Raw genomic sequence first — 15,789 nt, 5'->3', positions numbered from 1 at the left:
CCGGCGGTCCCGGCTCAGCCGTCCAGGCGCGCGATCGCGCCCACCATCCGGTCCTCCAGGCGCTTGGCGCACGAGGCGCACACGCGGTTCTCCAGGAACGAGAAGGCGACGCGGACGCCGCCGGTCGTCGTGCAGTAGCCCGACAGGGCGCTGACGCCGATGAGCGTGCCGGTCTTGGCCAGGCAGCGGCCCGCCGCCGCGGAGCGCCGCATCCGCAGCCGCAGCGTGCCGGTGGCCCCGGCCACGGGCAGCGAGGCCTCCCAGTCGGCCGACGTGTCCTGGCCGTCCATGCGCGTCAGGAGCCGCACGATCTGACGCGGCGTGGTGCGATCGGCGCGCGACAGGCCCGAGCCGTCGACGAGGCGCGGGTGGATGCCCAGGGCGGCCATCTGCGCGCGCGTCACCGCCAGCCCCGCCGCGGTGGTCCCGCCCGCCCCGAAGTGCGCGCCCAGGGCCTTCGTGAGCATCTCGGCGTAGAAGTTCTCCGAGGGGATGTTCGTGTCGGCCATGAGCTCGCGGATCGCGGGCGAGGGGAGCACGGCCAGCGGCGTGTCGGAGGCCGGCACCTGCGCCGGCGTGGCGGACGTGCCGGGCGTCGTGGTGGAGGGCGCCGGCAGGGTGGGGGTCGCCGGGGACGCGCCGCCGGGCAGCGCGCCCGCCCGCGGCCGCCGGTCGTAGGTGATGTCGCGGGCCTTGAGCAACGACGCCAGGCGCGCGGCCGCCGCCTTGGCCGGGCTGCCGCCCGTCGCGCGGCCGTGGTCCCAGGACAGCGCGCTGAGCCAGCCGCCGAGGTCGCCGTCGGGCCGGTAGGCCGAGTCGGGGCCGCCGCGCAGCGTGTCGAACGACGACTCGTCGCCGATCACGGCGCCCGCGATGCGGGTCACGCCGGCGGCCGCCAGGTCGTCGGCCAGGGTCTCCAGCCCCGGGTCGCCGAGGGTCGGGTCACCGCCGCCGACGAGGTACAGGTCGCCGCGGAGCACCCCGGACGCGTCGACCGCGGCGCCGGGCGCCGCGCGCAGCTGCGTGCTCAGCGTGGCGGCCGGCCCGAAGCGCAGCAGGGCGGCCGCGGTGACGAACAGCTTCTCGTTGGAGGCGGGCGCCAGCGCCAGGTCCTGGCGGTGGGCGAAGATCGGCTGCCCGGTGCCCAGGTCGACCACGTAGGCGCCGGCGGCGGGCCCGAGGCGGTGGTGCAGCACGGCGAGCGTCGAGCGCAGGCCGGCGCGGTCGACGGCCCGCGCGGCCGGGGCGAGCACGCCCGCGACCAGCACGGCGAGCGTGAGCAGCAGGACGAGGCGGCGGCGCACGTCCCGGCAGGCTAGCTGGACCATCGGCCCCTCCGTCGCACCGGGGCCGCGAGTACCATCCAAGGGCGATGGGCAAGGTCGTCAAGCTCGCGCCGCCCGAATCCGGCAAGGCCAGGCCGGCGCGCCGCCGCGGGCCACGGCGGTCCAAGACCGCGCTGGTCCTGGGCGGGGGCGGGTTCACGGGCGGGGTCTACGAGATCGGCGCGCTGCGGGCCCTCGACCTCCTGTCGGTCAACCGGACCGTCAACCAGTTCGACGTCTACGTCGGCACGAGCGCCGGGTCGTTCGTCGCGGCCCTGGCCGCCAACGGGGTCACGCCCGAGGAGATGATGCGCGTCGTCAACGCGCAGGTCCCGAGCCCGTTCCGGGACATCGACCTCGGCCAGCTCCTGCGCCCCAACGTCCTGGAGTACGCCCGCAAGGGCCTCGGCCTGCCGTTCAAGACGCTGTCGGTGCTGCGCCAGCTCGCGCCCCAGCTCGGGCAGGTCTCGGTCATGGACTTCGCCCTAGGGCTCGCCGAGGGCCTGCCGTCGGGCATCTACTCGGGGTCGGGCATCGAGAGCTACATGCGGGCGGTCCTGTCGGATCCCGACCGCAGCGACGACTTCCGGCTGCTCGAGCACGAGCTCTACCTCGCCGCGACCGACCTCGACACGTGCGAGCGGATCGTCTTCGGCGGCGAGGGGTGGGACGACGTGCCGATCTCGACGGCCGTGCGGGCCTCGACGGCGCTGCCCATGGTCTACAAGCCCGTCCGGGTGCGCGACCGCGAGCTCATCGACGGCGGCATCGTCTCGACCACGAACCTCGACATCGCCGTCGAGGCCGGCGCCCGGTTCATCGTCGTCGTCAACCCGCTCGTCCCCTACGTCAACGGCTTCACCGAGCGCGTGTCGGGGCTCCTGGGCTCCCGGCCGCGGCACGTCAGCGACATGGGGCTCCCGCAGATCGGCTACCAGGCGTTCAAGCTCATGGCCTATCAGCGCCTGCACGAGATGGCCAAGCAGTGGGAGGACCGCTACCCCGGCGTCGACATCGTGCTCATCGAGCCCGAGCCCGACGACGAGCTCATGTTCCAGACCTCGATCATGAACTTCACCAAGCGCACCGACATCGCCCGCCACGGGTTCCAGTCGGTGACGCTCAAGCTGGCCGAGGACTACGAGGACTTCCGGGCGATCTGCGAGCGCCACGGCATCCAGATCTCGGCCACGCGCGTGCGCAAGGTCGTCAAGCACTTCGCCGCCGAGCAGGAGAAGACGCGGGCCTGGCGCAAGATCCTCGAGCAGACCACGGGCTCGCTGCTGCGCCAGTCCGGCTCCTCGTCGTAGCGCAACTCCGCGCGGCGCCGCGTGTCCTGGACACCGACATGCGCCGCCTCCGCCCGCTGCTCCCCGCCGTCCTGGCCCTGGCCCTGGCCCTGGCCCTCGCCCTGGCGACCTCCGCGCTGGGCGCCGGCGCCCCGGTCGCCGACACCGGCCCGGCCACGGGCGTGGGCCAGACCCAGGCGACCCTGACCGCCAAGGTCGATCCGCGCGGCTCGGCGACCACGGTGCGGTTCGACCTGGGCACGAGCACGTCCTACGGGCTGCAGTCGGCCTCCGCGGACGCCGGCTCGGGCACGGGGACCGTGACCGTCCAGGTCCCCGTCGCCGGGCTGACGGCGGGCACGACCTACCACTACCGCGTCCAGGCCACCAGCGACGGCGGCAGCGCGCAGGGCGCCGACGCGACGTTCACCACCGACGCGGCGCCCGCGGCGACGAGCAGGCCGGCCGTCACCACCGGTCCGACGCGGTCGGTGACGCCCTCGACGGCCACGCTGACCGGTTCGGTGGACCCGCAGGGGGCCGCGACGACCGCCTACTTCGAGTACGGCACCTCGACCTCCTACGGCGCCTCGACGCCCGGCGTCGCGCTCGGCGCGGGCACGTCGTCGCGCAGCGTCTCGGCCGCGGTCACCGGGCTGACGGCGGGCAAGACCTATCACTACCGGCTCGTGGCGGTCAACGCGAAGGGCACGACGCGCGGCTCGGACCGCAGCTTCCGCGCCGGGACCACGCCGACGGGCGCGACGCTGGAGGCCGGCACCGACCCGGTGGTCTACGGCCGGCCGGCCACGCTGAGCGGCCGGCTATCGGGCACGCGGACCAACGGGGTCCGCGTGCGCCTGCAGATCACGCCGTTCCCCTTCGACTCACCGTTCGCCGACACGCTGTCGCCCGTGCGCAGCTCGTCCTCCGGCCGTTACGCGTTCACGCTGCCCGCGCTGACGATCACCACCCGCGCGGTCGTGATCGCCGACGGCGTGCCGCCGGTGCTCAGCCCGATCGTCGTCCTGCGCAGCGCCGTGCGGACCGGCATCACGTCCGTGCACCGCGCCCGCGGCACCGTGACGGTCTCCGGCCGCCTGACGCCGGCGACGGCCGCCGGCGTCGCCGCGCTGCAGCGCCGCGGCTCCGGCGGCCGCTGGGTACCGCTGCGCCGGGCGCGGACCGACGCCGCGGGCCGCTACCGCATCGTCCTGCGCAGCCGACGCACGGCGATGGAGGTCCGCACCGTCGGGCTGCCGCACGACGGCGGGGGGCACGTGCGCGGCACGAGCCGCATCGTGCGGATCGCCGGCCGCTGAGCCGCCGGTTCAGCCCACGGCGGCGGCGTCGAGCGCGCGCAGCAGGCGCTCGAGGTCCTCGTCGCGGTGCGGGACCGTGATCCGCACGTGGTCCGGGGCGCCGACGCCGGCCCCGGGCTGCACGAGGATGCCGCTGCGCTGCAGCCGTGCGGCCAGCTCCGCGGCGCCGCGCGGACCGGGCGCGGCGAGCCAGACGACGTTGGCCTGTGACGGCGGCGCGGTGAGGCCGCGCTCGCGCAGGGCGCCGGCCAGCACGGTGCGCCGCGCCGCCAGCGCCGCGGCGCGGCGGTCGACGGCGCCCGCGACCGTGCGCAGCGCCTCCAGCGCGCCGGCCTGGGCGAGCTCGTTGACGCCGAGCGCGGGCGCGAGCTGCTCGAGCAGCGGCTCGGCGCCCGGGCCGCCGAGCGCGTAGCCGCAGCGCAGGCCCGCCAGGCCCCAGGCCTTGGAGAAGGTGCGGAAGACGAGCAGCCGCGGGAAGTCCTCCAGCAGCGCCAGCGCGGCGTCGCGCTCCTCGGCGTCGACGAAGTCGCGCAGCGCCTCGTCGAGCAGGACGATGACGCGCTCGGGCAGGGCCTCGAGCAGGGCGCGCAACGCGGCGACGTCGAGCAGCTCGCCCGTCGGGTCGTTGGGGTTGCACACCGCCACGAGGCGCGTGCGGTCGTTGACGGCGGTCAGCACCGGCGCCACGCCGAAGCCCGCCACGGGCACCGCCTGGCCCCGGGCGCGGCGGGCCGCAGTCGGGTACAGCGGGTAGGAGGGCCACGGGGTGACGAGCTCGTCCCCGGGCTCCAGCAGCGCCGCGGCGGCTGCGGAGAGCAGCTGCGCGGCGCCGTCGCCGACGACGATGCGCGCCTCGGCGACGCGGTGGCGGTGGGCCAGCTCGGAGCGCAGCTCGGAGCTCGAGCGGTCGAGGTAGCGGTGCAGGCCGCGGCGGGCCGCGAAGGTGATGGCGTTGACGATCGCCGGGTGCGGGTAGTCGGGCCAGGTCGTGCGCGAGAGGTCCAGGGGCTCGAGCCGCGCGAGCTCGCGCGCCCGGCGCTGCGCCGCCTCCTCCCGCAGCCCCGCGTTGACCTCCTCCTCCGTCATGCCCGCGAACTGCCGGTAGTGGCCGAACAGGCCCTTGCGCGCCAAGCGGGTCAGCCGCCCTGGCCGGAGAAGCTCGACGATCCCGGCCCGTTGACGAGCAGGAACCACACCGCGAACGCCGTGGCGCAGATCGCCGCGGTGACCGCGAAGACGCGGCCCAGCGCGCCCTGGCGCTGGTCGACGCCGGCGGCCCGGCGCACGAGGATCCAGGCCTGGTCGATGCGCTTGAGCACCATGAGCCCGCCCATCAGGACCACGAGCATCGCCGCGAAGCCGACGAGGATCGCCGCGAAGACGCCGCCGCCCCAGTACTGCACGCGCGAGGCCAGCCAGAGCGCCCCCGCCGGGATCGGACCCCAGAAGAGCAGGCTGAGCACGATCTCCAGCCCGAGCAGCGCGTGCGCCACCACCGCGTCGGCGCGGCGGCGCGCCGGGCTGCCCGGCTCGGGCAGCTCCCGGTAGCGCGTCGGCGCCGTTCCCGGACGACGACCGACGAACAGGCCGCCGTTGTCGGTGGGGTCCGTGCGCACGGTCACAGGGTACGGCGTCGCCGGCGGCCCGGAGCCTTCCCGGCCGTCGCGCGGGGGTTTGCCAAGATGGCGCCATGAGCCTGCTCGTCCACGCGGAGATCCATGGGCTGGCGGGGCGCGCCGGCGAGCTGCGGGCGCTGCTGGTGCAGCACGCCGCCGGGATGCGCACGGCGCCGGGCGCGCTGGCGGCGGCGGCCTACGAGCCGCTGGACGCCGAGCCCGGAGAGTTCGTCCTCGACGCCCACTGGCGCGACGAGGCCGCGCTGCGCGCGCACTACGCGACGCCGGAGTTCACCCACTACCTCCAGGGCGTCGGCGAGCTGCTGGCGCGACCCAGCGACGTCACGATCCTCGACGTCGCCGGGTCGGTCCGCGCGACCGCCGACCCGTCGATGGACCCCACGCGCCAGGGCTGAGCGCCCCGGGCCGCTCAGCCCTCGTCGTAGAGCGCGTCCAGGACCGGGAGGTACTTCTCGTTGACGACGTTGCGCTTGACCTTCAGCGTCGGCGTGAGCTCGCCGGTCTCCTGGGAGAGGTCGTGGTCCAGGATCGCGAACTTCTTGACCTGCTCGACCGGCGCGTACTTCGCGTTGGCCGCGTCGAGCACGCCCTGGACGAGCGCGTGCACCTCGGGGCTCGCGGCCAGGGCGGCCATCGACGTGTCCTCGATCCCCTGCGCGGTCGCCCAGGGCACGATCTCCTCCTCGTCGAGCGTGATGAGCATGACGGGGTAGGGGCGGCGGTCGCCGTGCATCACGGCCTGGGAGACCCAGCGCGTCTGCTTGAGGTCGTTCTCGAGGTTGGCCGGCGTCAGGTTCTTGCCGCCCGAGGTGATGATGATGTCCTTCTTGCGGCCCGTGATGTAGACGAAGCCGTCCTCGTCGACGGAGCCCAGGTCGCCCGTGTGCAGCCAGCCGTCCTCGACGGCGCCGAACGACGCGTCGTCGTTCTTGTAGTAGCCCTGGAAGATGTTGGCACCGCGCAGGAGCAGCTCGCCGTCGGGCGCGATGCGGACCTCGACGCCCTCCAGGGGGCGCCCGACCGAGCCGAAGCGGTGGTCCTCCGGGCGCGAGCTCGTGGCGACCGTCGACGTCTCGGTCATCCCGTAGCCCTCCAGGACGGGGATGCCGCAGCCCCAGAAGAACTCGAGGATCTCGCGGGCGATGGGGGCCGCCCCCGTGACGGCCTCGCGGATGCGGCCGCCGAACAGCCCGCGGACGAACTCGGCCTTGGGGGCCACGGCGGCGAACTGCTCGCGGAGCTCGCCGGGGACCGCCTCGCCACGGATCTCGAGGTCGCGGATCCGTCCGCCGACGGTGCGGATCGTCGCGAGCTCGTCGGGCGTCATCTGCTGCTGGGCCAGCGTGTAGAGCTTCTCGAAGATGCGCGGGACCGACGGCAGGTAGGTCGGCTTGACCTCCATGAGCTCGCCGATGATGGCCTTGGCGTCCCCGCCCCAGTAGGCGATCGCGGTGCCGCGGTCCACGGCGCCGAGCTGGATGAGCAGCGCGAACGCGTGCGCGAGCGGCAGGAAGAGGTAGACGAGGTCATCGCCGTCCTCGAACAGCCCCCGGCGACTGACCATGTCCAGCACCGAGCGGTAGTTGCCGTGGGTGAGCACGCAGCCCTTCGGGGGCCCGGTCGTCCCCGAGGTGTAGATGAAGGTGAAGGGGTCGTCGGGCCCGACGGCGGCGGTGCGCGCGCGCAGCGCCTCGGGATCCTCAGAGGCACCGCGGCGGCGCAGCTCGTCGAGGCCCACGGCGTCGGCCACGTCGCCGGCGGGGTCGATGACCACGAGGCCGCGCAGGTGGGGGAGGCGTTCGCGGACGGCGACGATCTTGGCGACCTGCTCGGCGTTCTCGCACACGACGAGCACCGACTCCGAGTTGCCGACGACCCACTCGCACTCCTCGGCCGAGTTCGTGGGGTAGACGGGAACCACGACGCCGCCGGCGCTGGAGATCGCAAAATCCGCGTAGGCCCACTCCGGGCGGGTGTCGCAGAGGATCGCGACGCGCTCGCCCGGCTGCAGGCCGAGGGCGATGAGGCCGAGGCCGATCTCGGTGACCGTCCGGCCCAGCTCGGCGAACGTCACGTCGCGCCACTCGCCGTCGACCTTGTGGCGGATCGCGATGCGATCGGCGAACCGCTCGGCCGCGCGCGCGCAGAGGTCCGCGATCGTCACCGATCCGGACGTGACGGCGGGCGTGATGCCAGCCGACATCTTCTCCTCCTCCTGCTGCTGCTTCGACAGGGTGTCAGGCGAGGAGTCTAGGGTCCGCGCGCGGAGCGCGCGAGGTGCATCGTGCGGTCCGCCGCTAGGCGGTGGCCTCCGCCGGCTGCTGGACGCTGACGCCGCTCTCGAGCGAGGCGATGAAGAGCGTCTTGTCGATGCGTCCCTGGAAGATCGGGACGCCCATCTCCATGCACTTGGCGATGACGTCGCGCCGATCGAGTCCGGACTCGCGTGCCAACTCGGTCGGCGTCAGGTGAATGGCCATCGGCATGCCCTCCTATGTGGATGGGTGGTGGTGACGATTGGAACGTAGCGCGCAGGGTGGACGGCGACAACCGATCGAGCCGGATATCTGACTTCCGGTGCGTCGGGCGCTGTCACAGTGTCGGGGTGGCGCCCGGCACCGCACCTCGGACTGGACCTGCTCGTCGCTGTGGACCGCTCCGGAGCACGGCCGCTGCGCGAGCAGCTCGAGCAGCAGCTGCGCGACGGCATCCGCCGCGGCGTGCTCCACGCGGGCACCCCGCTGCCGTCGACGCGGGCGCTCGCCGCCGAGCTCGGGATCTCCCGCGGCGTCGTCGTCGAGGCCTACGCCCAACTGGCCGCGGAGGGCTTTCTCGTGTCCCGCGCCGGGGCGGTCACGCGCGTCGCGCACGTCGAGCGCCACGAGCCGTCGCCGCCCGCCGTTCCGGGTCCGCCGCGCTCGGTCCGGTTCGACTTCCGGGTCGAGGCCGCCGACCTGTCGGCCTTCCCGCGGCGCGCCTGGCTGGCGGCGCTGCGCGACGCGCTGCACGACGCGCCCGACGCCGCCCTGGGCTACGGGGACCGCGCGGGGGTGCCCGCGCTGCGCGCGACGCTGGCGGCGTACCTCGGGCGCGCACGCGGCGTGGCCGCCGAGCCCGAGCGGATCGTGGTGTGCACGGGCATGACCCAGGCGGTGGCGGTGCTGGCGCGCGCGCTGCGCCGCAGCGGCGTCGGGCGCGTGGGCGTCGAGGACCCGGGCTTCCCGGTGCATCGCCGGGTCCTCGCGCGCGAGGGGCTGGCGGTCGTCCCGGTCCCCGTCGACCGCGACGGCCTGGTCGTGCAGGCGCTGGAGGGCGCCGATGTCGGCGCGGTCCTCATCACGCCCTCGCACCAGTACCCGCTCGGCATGGCGCTGGCGCCGGAGCGGCGCGCGGGGGTCGTGGAGTGGGCGGTGCGCCGGGGGGCCTGGATCCTCGAGGACGACTACGACGGCGAGTACCGCTTCGACCGCGAGCCCGTCGGGGCGCTGCAGGCGCTGGCGCCCGGCCACGTCGTCTACCTCGGGACGGCGTCCAAGACGCTCGCGCCCGGCCTGCGCCTGGGCTGGGCCGTGCTGCCCGAGGGGCTGGCGGAGGCGGTGACCGAGGCCAAGGCGCTCGCGGACTCCGGCAGCCCGCAGATCGACCAGCTGGCCCTCGCGCGGTTCATCGAGCGCGGCGACCTCGACCGGCACCTGCGGCGCATGCGCGGCCGCTACCGCCGCCGCCGCGACCTCCTGGTCGGCGCGCTCGAGCGCCACCTGCCGGCCGTCGTGGTCGAGGGGCTGCCGGCGGGGCTGCACGTGACGGCGCGCCTGCCCGGCGCCTGGGCGCTCGGGCCGCTGCTGGCCCGGGCCTGGGAGCGCGGCGTCGGCCTGCACGGGTTCGAGCACGGCGGGGTGTCCCGGCTCATGCTCGGCTACGCCAACATCCCGGAGGCCTCCGTCGCCGGCGGGGTGCGGGCGCTGGCCGGGATCGCGACGGGCTCCGGGGCGCCGGCGACGTCCTAGGGCCGGATCCCCGGCCCGGCCTGCGGATCAGATCGGGTTGGGCACATCGACGAAGACGTGCCGCACACCGAACTCGTCGGCGAGCAGGTCGCCGAGGCGGCGGACGCCGAAGGTCTCGGTGGCGTGGTGGCCGGCGGCGAGGAAGTGGATGCCCTCGTCGCGGGCGATGCCGAACGCCCGCTCGGCCGGCTCGCCGGTCAGGAACGCGTCGAGCCCCAGGGCGACCGCCTCGTGCACGTAGTCGGTCCCGCCGCCGGACACGATGCCGAGGCTGCGGATGCGCTCGGGCCCGCCGTCCACGACGAGCGGCTCGCGGCCGCCGACGAGATCCCGGACGCGGTCGGTCAGCTCCGCCAGGCCGAGCCCGTCGCCGTCGAACTCGACGCGGACGCCGATGTCGCGGCCCTCGCTGGCGGCGAACGGGCGCGGGCGCAGGCCGCCGAGGCCCTCGGCCAGCAGCGCGTTGTTGCCGTGGCGGGGGTGGGCGTCCAGCGGCAGGTGATAGGCGGCCAGCGCCATGTCGTGGTCGAAGAGCAGGCGCAGGCGGCGGTACATCGGCGCGGTCACCTCCAGCGGCTGACCTCGCCAGAACAGCCCGTGGTGGACGACGATGAGGTCGGCGCCCTCCTGCGCGGCGGCGGAGAAGAGGTCCACGTGGGCCGAGACGCCGGTCACGACGGTCTGGACATCGGCGTTGGCGGGTACCTGCAGACCGTTGGGGCCGTAGTCGCGGAAGTCGTCGATCTCGAGCAGCGCGTCGAGGTGGTCGGTCAGGGCTCTGGGGCTCGGCATCGGCAGTTCGGGGAAACGCTACAGTTCCGTCGCGCGCGGGCCGGGGGCCGGGGCGCACAGGGGAACGGGGAACGAGATCTTGGCCACGCTCGCCGTACCGGCAGTGCCCGCGACCGCAAGGGGTCGCGCCGACGCTGCCGATCACGATCTGGTCCGCGCCGTCCGCGCCGGCGACGATCGCGCGTTCGAGCGGCTGTATCAGCGCTACCACCGCCGGATCTCCGCCTACCTCTACGGGATGGTGCGCGACCACGGGCGCGCCGAGGACCTCACCCAGGAGGTCTTCGTCGCGGCGCTTCGGCGCATGCGCCAGACGACGCAGCCCATCGCGTTCAAGCCGTGGATCTACGAGATCGCCAAGAACGCCGGCATCGACGCGTTCCGCCGCGGACGCCGCTCCGAAGAGGTCTCCTACGACGCACAGGAGGCCCTCGGTGCGGCCGACCTGGGCCGGCTGGCCAGCCCGGCGCCCGGGCCCGACGCGGCCGTGGACGCCAAGCAGCGGCTCTCAGACCTGTGTGGCGCGTTCGGTGGGCTCTCGCCGACCCATCACCAGATCCTCGTCATGCGTGAGCTCGAGGGCCTGTCGTACCGGGAGATCGGCGAGCGCCTCGGGCTCTCACGCGCAGCGGTGGAGTCCACGCTGTTCCGCGCGCGCCGCCGCCTGACCGAGGAGTACTCCGAGCTCGTGACCGGTGAGCGCTGCCTGGTGGTTCGGGCGGCCGTCGGGCGCGCGGGCACGACGGGCGCGGCGGCGCTGTCGGGCCGGGAGGAGCGCCGGGTCGGCAGCCACCTCGCGCAGTGCACGCCCTGTCGCCGCGAGGCCCAGCTTGCGGGCCTGGACGTGACGGCTCTGATGCGCGGGCGCACGCGGTCGCGGCTGGCGGCGCTGCTGCCGCTGCCTGCGTTCCTGCGGCGCCGGCTCGGCGGGACCGACGCGCCCGACGGCGGTCACGCCGATGCCGCCGGGACAGGGGTCGCGCAGCACGGGACATCCCTCACGCAGGCCTCGCTGGCCGCCGCCCAGTACGGGGACTCCGCCGGTGCCGGCTGGGTCAAGGCCGCCGCGGCCGTCGCCGCGCTCGCCCTCACGGGCGTGGGCGCGGGCGCCGTGGTCCAGCACGACACCGGCGCCGCGCGCGCGGCGGCGGCGCAGCCCACCGGCGGGCCGGGCGGCGCCGCCGGATCGTCCGGTGCCGGGGCGCGGGCCGCTGCGGCGGTCGCCGCCACGAGCGCACGGACCCCCGCCGGCCGCGCCGGCGCGGGGTCGGGCAGCGCGACGCGGCCCGCGACGGCGCCGGGCGCGTCCCAGGGGTCTGCGGGCGCCGATCCGGGCACGGGCGCCGGCGCCGGGGGGTCCGCGCCGAGCGCCGCCTCCGGGGCGGCCTCGACGGGGTCGTCGGCGCGTCCGGCCGGCCACGACAGCACGCCGTCGGTGCTCACGGGCGCGCTGGGTGGCGCGGGGTCCTCGGGCGGCGGCACGCAGCCGCTGGTCGATCCCGACCCGGTCGCGCTGCTGCAGCCGCCGGCCTCGGCACCGGCGACGGCGGGGCAGGTCGTCTCCCACGTCACCGACGCGGCCGGAGCCACCATCGGCGGCACCGCCGGCCAGGTCGTCGAGGACACGGGCCAGGCGGTGGGCCAGACCGTCGACCAGACCGTCGACGCGGGCCAGGCGGCGGGCCAGGCCGCCGGCGCGGTCGCCCAGGGCGCCGCCGGCCAGGTCGGCCAGACGGTCGCCGAGGTCAAGGGCACCGTCGGCACCGCGGGTGCGCAGGCCGTCCAGGGCGCGACGGGCGCGGTCGCAGGCACCGCCGGGAAGACCGTCGACGGGGTCACCGGAACCGTGAGTGGGCTGCTCGGGGGCTCGTGAGCAGCGATCCGCTCGAGCCGCTCACCGATACGGGGCTGTACTCCATCGGCGCGTTCTTCGCCGATCGCCACCCGGAGCTGTGCGACGACGTCATCGCGGAGGCCCAGGCGATCGAGGACGAGGGCCTGCAGCGCTGGGCCGAGCACGCGGACATGACGCTCGATGCGGCCTTCCAGACCCTCATGACCGGCCTCGCGGTCCGCTACTACAAGGCCGTCGCGGGCACGGGCGAGTAGCATCCTTGGTCCTCGGGGCGTGGCGCAGCCTGGTAGCGCGCGCCGTTCGGGTCGGCGAGGTCCCCGGTTCGAATCCGGGCGCCCCGATGGATTCGCAGGTCAGAAGGGCCGCATACCCGATGCGGCCCTTCGTCGTTGTCGGGCCGCGACGTGCCGGCGACGATCGTCCACGGGCGGCGGCGCTCACGCGATCGCCACCGCGGTGCCCGTGACCTCGATGCCGCCGCTCCCGGCGTCGATGTCGACGGTCAGCAGGCTCGGGCGCCCGAGGTCCTCGCCCTGGTGGATGGTGACGCGGGCCGGGGGTGTCACAGCGCCGAGCGCGCGCAGGTAGGCCCCGAGCGCCGCCGCAGCAGCGCCCGTCGCGGGGTCCTCGACCACGCCGCCGACCGGGAACGGGTTGCGGGCGTGGAACGTGAGCGGGTCCTCGCGCCAGACGAGATCGACGGTCGTCAGGTCGCGAGCGGCCATGTACGTCCTCAGGGCGGCGAAGTCGTAGTCGAGGTCGGCCAGGCGCGCCCGTGAGCCGGCGGCCAGCACGAGATGGCGCGCGCCGGCGAACGCGATCCGCGGCGGCAGGTCCGGGTCGAGGTCCCGGGGTGCCCAGCGCAGCGCGTCGAGCGCCGTCGCCAGGTCGGCGCCGGGGACCGGGCCGACCTCCGGCGTCACGCTCGTCAGCGTCGCGGTGACCACGCCGCCATCGCGCTTTGTGCGCACCGGGACGTCCCCGGCGAGGGTGTGCAGGACCAGCCGCCCCGGTCCGCGCACCCCGGCGACCGCCACCGCGGCGGCGATCGTGGCGTGCCCGCAGAACGGGACCTCCGCCTCCGGGCTGAAGTAGCGGGCGTCGAGCGAGCCGTCGTCGCGAGCGGTCAGGAACGCGGTCTCCGAGTAGCCGACGGCGGTCGCGATGGCCTGCATGCGGTCGCCGCGGAGCCCGCTGGCGTCGAGGACCACGCCGGCGGGGTTGCCACCGTCGGGACGGTCGGTGAACGCGGCGAGCCGCAGGACGTCGGGGGTGTCGGGAGCGGGCATGGCCGGATGATGGCGCGAGGGCTGTGAGGCGGGACGCGTCGATGGTCACGAACCAGCGCAGGATCTGCGTCGGCATCGCCTCGTCCGGGGGTCGCCGGCGGCGCGTGGTCTACCGTCGGGAGCACATGAGCACCGCGACCGACACCCGCGCCGAGCAGCTGCTGCAGACCCTGGCTGGGCCCGAGGCCGGGTTCCGCGAGCATCAGCTCGAGGCGGTGCGCGACCTCGTCGAGGACCACGCGCGCGTGCTCTGCGTGCAGCGGACGGGCTGGGGGAAGTCGGCGGTGTACTTCGTGGCCACGGCGCTGCTGCGCGAGCGTGGTGCGGGCCCGACGCTCATCGTCTCGCCGCTGCTCGCCCTCATGCGCAACCAGATCGATGCCGCCCGGCGGCTCGGCCTGTCGGCCCACACGATCAACTCGACCAACCGCGAGTCCTGGGAGGAGGTCTCGCGGCTGCTGTCCGAGGACGCCGTCGACCTGCTGCTCATCAGCCCGGAGCGGCTCAACAACCCGCAGTTCCGCGAGACCATGCTGCCGGTGTTCGCCGCGCGCGTGGGTCTGCTCGTGGTCGACGAGGCGCACTGCATCAGCGACTGGGGCCACGACTTCCGCCCGACTACCGCCGCATCGGCGACATGCTGCGGGCGCTGCCCGACGGCGTCGGGGTGCTGTGCACCACTGCCACCGCCAACGACCGGGTCGTGGCCGACGTCGCCGAGCAGCTGCAGGCCGGCCGCGAGCGCGCCGGGCTGCGGACCTACCGCGGCGCGCTCGGGCGCTCGAGCCTGCGCTTCGAGGTCGTGGAGCTGGCCGCCCAGGCCGACCGGCTGGCGTGGCTGGCGCGCCGGCTCCCCGAGCTGCCGGGCTCGGGGATCATCTACACGCTGACCAAGCGCGACGCCGACATCGTGGCGACGTGGCTCACGGGGCAGGGGATTGCCGCCGAGGCCTACAGCGGGGAGATCGAGACCGAGCAGCGCATCGCCGTCGAGGAGCGCCTGCTGCGCAACGAGCTCAAGGCCGTGGTGGCCACCAGCGCACTGGGGATGGGCTACGACAAACCCGACCTGGGGTTCGTCGTCCACTACCAGGCGCCGGGCTCGGTCATCGCCTACTACCAGCAGGTCGGCCGCGCCGGGCGCGGCATCGACCGCGCGGAGGTCGTGCTCCTGCGCGGCGCCGAGGACCGGCGTATCCAGGACTTCTTCATCGAGCAGGCCTTTCCCCGCCGCGAGGTCGTGGACCGCGTGCTCGAGCACCTCGACGCCGTCGCCGGCGACGGGGCGTCGACGCAGGAGCTCATGGCGCAGGTCAACCTCGGACGGGGGCGCATCGAGGGGCTGCTCAAGGTCCTCGACGTCGAGGGTGCGGTCGATCGCAGCGGCTCCCGCTGGATCCTGCGGCCCGGCGCCGGATGGAACTACGACGCCGAGCGCTACGCGCGCATCACCGAGCTGCGCCGGCGCGAGCAGGCCGCGATGGCGGCGTTCGGCGCCGATGGCCGGTGCCTCATGCGGGCGCTGCAGGAGGAGCTCGATGACCCCGACCCGCAGGACTGCGGGCGCTGCTCGGTGTGCACCGGGCCCCGGTGGGACGGCCCGCTGGACCCCGCCCTCGTCCGGGAGGCGTCACGGCATCTGCGCTCGCGGCCCATCGTGCTCGAGGTCAAGAAGATGGCGCCGGAGGCCGATGGCCGCCTCAAGAAGATCCCGGAGGTCGTGCGGGCCGAGGAGGGGCGCGCGCTGGCGCGCATGGGCGACGGCGGCTGGGATCCGCTGGTCCGCTCGGGCCGGGCCGCAGGGCGCTTTGATGACGAGCTGGTCGCCGCGGCAGCCGAGGCGGTCCGGGCGTGGCAGGTCGGTGTGAGCTGGGTCACGGCGGTGCCCTCCCTCCGTAGCGGCGCCCTGGTGCCGGACCTGGCCCAGCGCCTGGCGGTCGCGCTCGGCCTGGCCTACGAGGACGTGCTCGAGCGCGTGGCCGACGGCCCGCCGCAGCGCGAGATGGCCAACGCCCCGCAGCAGGTCGCCAACGTCCGTGGCGCGTTCGCCGTGCGCGGCGCGCCGCCCTCGGGGTCGTGCCTGCTCGTCGACGACCTGCGGTTCAGCGGCTGGACCCTGGCGATGCTCGCCGGGCAGCTGCGGCGCAAGGGCGCGGGGCCGGTGTTCCCGTTCGCGCTGGCCACGGCGTTCTGAGGGCCGGCGGGACGTGGGCGCTGCGCCGGGATCCCGGGTGCGGGCACAGCTGCGGCCACGAGCTGACAAGGGGGCACCA

15 protein-coding genes and 1 tRNA gene are annotated in these 15,789 nt (G+C 75.2%); 9 read left to right on the top strand and 7 right to left on the bottom strand.

All coding sequences use genetic code 11. The annotated features are described in order from the left end of the window. Nucleotides 1-14: 14 nt before the first annotated feature. Nucleotides 15-1,304 carry a D-alanyl-D-alanine carboxypeptidase/D-alanyl-D-alanine-endopeptidase gene (locus FSW04_RS23580; RefSeq protein WP_187369056.1) on the bottom strand — a complete coding sequence of 430 codons (1,290 nt, stop codon included), beginning with the start codon at nt 1,302-1,304 and terminating at the stop codon, nt 15-17. Nucleotides 1,305-1,372: 68 nt separating this feature from the next. Here FSW04_RS23580 and FSW04_RS23575 point away from each other — a divergent pair, with 68 nt between their 5' ends. Next, on the top strand, nt 1,373-2,635 hold the full coding sequence (locus tag FSW04_RS23575) for a patatin-like phospholipase family protein (RefSeq protein WP_146922723.1): 1,263 nt from the start codon (nt 1,373-1,375) through the stop codon (nt 2,633-2,635). A gap of 38 nt (nt 2,636-2,673) precedes the next feature. Then, complete coding sequence (locus FSW04_RS23570) at nt 2,674-3,936, top strand: fibronectin type III domain-containing protein (protein WP_146922721.1); 1,263 nt, start codon at nt 2,674-2,676, stop codon at nt 3,934-3,936. A gap of 9 nt (nt 3,937-3,945) precedes the next feature. Here FSW04_RS23570 and FSW04_RS23565 read toward each other — a convergent pair whose 3' ends face one another. Next, nucleotides 3,946-5,067: a pyridoxal phosphate-dependent aminotransferase gene (locus FSW04_RS23565; RefSeq protein WP_187369055.1), complete on the bottom strand. Its 1,122-nt coding sequence runs from the start codon at nt 5,065-5,067 to the stop codon at nt 3,946-3,948. Nucleotides 5,068-5,072: 5 nt separating this feature from the next. Then, a complete protein-coding gene (locus tag FSW04_RS26575) occupies nt 5,073-5,552 on the bottom strand; it encodes a hypothetical protein (RefSeq protein ID WP_187369054.1) in 480 nt (159 codons plus the stop codon). Nucleotides 5,553-5,626: 74 nt separating this feature from the next. On the opposite strand from FSW04_RS26575, the gene FSW04_RS23560 reads away from it, so the two are divergent. Next, a complete protein-coding gene (locus tag FSW04_RS23560; protein WP_146922716.1) occupies nt 5,627-5,968 on the top strand; it encodes a putative quinol monooxygenase in 342 nt (113 codons plus the stop codon). A gap of 14 nt (nt 5,969-5,982) precedes the next feature. Here the strand turns inward: FSW04_RS23560 and FSW04_RS23555 are convergent, their stop codons facing one another. Next, on the bottom strand, nt 5,983-7,776 hold the full coding sequence (locus FSW04_RS23555; RefSeq protein ID WP_146922714.1) for an AMP-dependent synthetase/ligase: 1,794 nt from the start codon (nt 7,774-7,776) through the stop codon (nt 5,983-5,985). A 94-nt stretch (nt 7,777-7,870) separates the two neighbouring features. Next, nucleotides 7,871-8,053: a hypothetical protein gene (locus FSW04_RS23550; protein WP_146922712.1), complete on the bottom strand. Its 183-nt coding sequence runs from the start codon at nt 8,051-8,053 to the stop codon at nt 7,871-7,873. Nucleotides 8,054-8,221: 168 nt separating this feature from the next. On the opposite strand from FSW04_RS23550, the gene pdxR reads away from it, so the two are divergent. After that, on the top strand, nt 8,222-9,580 hold the full coding sequence (gene pdxR, locus FSW04_RS23545) for a MocR-like pyridoxine biosynthesis transcription factor PdxR (RefSeq protein ID WP_228430698.1): 1,359 nt from the start codon (nt 8,222-8,224) through the stop codon (nt 9,578-9,580). Between the two features lie 27 nt (nt 9,581-9,607). Here the strand turns inward: pdxR and FSW04_RS23540 are convergent, their stop codons facing one another. Then, the gene (locus FSW04_RS23540; protein WP_146922708.1) at nt 9,608-10,372 is read right to left on the bottom strand and encodes a Nif3-like dinuclear metal center hexameric protein; all 765 of its coding nucleotides are present in this window, start codon (nt 10,370-10,372) and stop codon (nt 9,608-9,610) included. 103 nt (nt 10,373-10,475) lie between these two features. Between FSW04_RS23540 and FSW04_RS23535 the strand changes: the two genes are divergently transcribed. The 3 genes from FSW04_RS23535 (at nt 10,476) to FSW04_RS23525 (ending at nt 12,568) form a co-directional block, all read left to right on the top strand. Beyond that, nucleotides 10,476-12,245: an RNA polymerase sigma factor gene (locus FSW04_RS23535; protein ID WP_146922706.1), complete on the top strand. Its 1,770-nt coding sequence runs from the start codon at nt 10,476-10,478 to the stop codon at nt 12,243-12,245. Beyond that, nucleotides 12,242-12,481: a hypothetical protein gene (locus FSW04_RS23530; protein ID WP_146922704.1), complete on the top strand. Its 240-nt coding sequence runs from the start codon at nt 12,242-12,244 to the stop codon at nt 12,479-12,481. The genes FSW04_RS23535 and FSW04_RS23530 overlap by 4 nt, the downstream gene beginning before the upstream one ends. 13 nt (nt 12,482-12,494) lie before the next feature. Beyond that, nucleotides 12,495-12,568: transfer RNA gene (locus FSW04_RS23525), tRNA-Pro, on the top strand. A gap of 96 nt (nt 12,569-12,664) precedes the next feature. On the opposite strand, the gene FSW04_RS23520 is transcribed toward FSW04_RS23525, so the two are convergent. Continuing rightward, nucleotides 12,665-13,516 carry a PhzF family phenazine biosynthesis protein gene (locus tag FSW04_RS23520; protein WP_146922702.1) on the bottom strand — a complete coding sequence of 284 codons (852 nt, stop codon included), beginning with the start codon at nt 13,514-13,516 and terminating at the stop codon, nt 12,665-12,667. 125 nt (nt 13,517-13,641) lie between these two features. On the opposite strand from FSW04_RS23520, the gene FSW04_RS27590 reads away from it, so the two are divergent. Together FSW04_RS27590 and FSW04_RS23515 are read left to right on the top strand one after the other, a co-directional pair. Continuing rightward, nucleotides 13,642-14,406 (top strand): DEAD/DEAH box helicase, encoded by a 765-nt coding sequence (locus FSW04_RS27590; protein WP_228430696.1) that lies wholly within the window; start codon nt 13,642-13,644, stop codon nt 14,404-14,406. Beyond that, nucleotides 14,319-15,710: a helicase-related protein gene (locus FSW04_RS23515; protein ID WP_228431343.1), complete on the top strand. Its 1,392-nt coding sequence runs from the start codon at nt 14,319-14,321 to the stop codon at nt 15,708-15,710. Before FSW04_RS27590 ends, FSW04_RS23515 begins: the two co-directional genes overlap by 88 nt. The last annotated feature ends 79 nt before the right edge of the window (nt 15,711-15,789 follow it).

Source organism: Baekduia soli (assembly GCF_007970665.1).
Lineage (GTDB): Bacteria > Actinomycetota > Thermoleophilia > Solirubrobacterales > Solirubrobacteraceae > Baekduia > Baekduia soli.
Note: the sequence above shows the minus strand (reverse complement) of the source record. Positions and strands in the feature narration are given on the sequence as shown.

Excerpts from the sequence above, each read along its gene's own strand:
- FSW04_RS23520 (WP_146922702.1), bottom strand. The coding sequence starts at position 13,516 with ATGCCCGCTCCCGACACCCCCGACGTCCTGCGGCTCGCCGCGTTCACC.
- FSW04_RS23570 (WP_146922721.1), top strand. The coding sequence starts at position 2,674 with ATGCGCCGCCTCCGCCCGCTGCTCCCCGCCGTCCTGGCCCTGGCCCTG.
- FSW04_RS27590 (WP_228430696.1), top strand. The coding sequence starts at position 13,642 with ATGAGCACCGCGACCGACACCCGCGCCGAGCAGCTGCTGCAGACCCTG.
- FSW04_RS23560 (WP_146922716.1), top strand. The coding sequence starts at position 5,627 with ATGAGCCTGCTCGTCCACGCGGAGATCCATGGGCTGGCGGGGCGCGCC.
- FSW04_RS23550 (WP_146922712.1), bottom strand. The coding sequence starts at position 8,053 with ATGGCCATTCACCTGACGCCGACCGAGTTGGCACGCGAGTCCGGACTC.
- FSW04_RS23555 (WP_146922714.1), bottom strand. The coding sequence starts at position 7,776 with ATGTCGGCTGGCATCACGCCCGCCGTCACGTCCGGATCGGTGACGATC.
- FSW04_RS23575 (WP_146922723.1), top strand. The coding sequence starts at position 1,373 with ATGGGCAAGGTCGTCAAGCTCGCGCCGCCCGAATCCGGCAAGGCCAGG.
- FSW04_RS23540 (WP_146922708.1), bottom strand. The coding sequence starts at position 10,372 with ATGCCGAGCCCCAGAGCCCTGACCGACCACCTCGACGCGCTGCTCGAG.